Consider the following 281-nt stretch of genomic DNA (forward strand, 5'->3'; position numbering starts at 1 on the left):
GCCGGGGCCAACGAGGCCGGAGGGGCGTCCCCGCAGGAGGTATGAGGCCGATGGTAGTTGTAGTGGTTCACCCACACCGCCAGGGCCTCACGCCGAGCCTGCTCTGAGGTGTAGGGGCGGGCGTAGAGGACCTCATCGACCATCAGCCGGTTGTACCTCTCCACCTTCCCGTTATGGCGCGGGGTGTAGGGCCGGATCCGGTGATGCCGGCCCCCGAGCGAGACCACCTTGGCGGTGAAGTCCACGGCCCGGTAGTTGTTCCCGTTGTCCGTGACCACCCG

The 281-nt window shown here is 67.6% G+C and carries 1 protein-coding gene; it reads right to left on the minus strand.

Annotated elements, in window-relative coordinates:
* On the minus strand, window positions 1-281 hold a 281-nt coding region (locus KVS67_RS11875), incomplete at both ends, for an integrase core domain-containing protein (protein WP_217565434.1).

The organism is Micrococcus sp. GbtcB5 (assembly GCF_019091605.1).
Lineage (GTDB): Bacteria > Actinomycetota > Actinomycetes > Actinomycetales > Micrococcaceae > Micrococcus > Micrococcus luteus.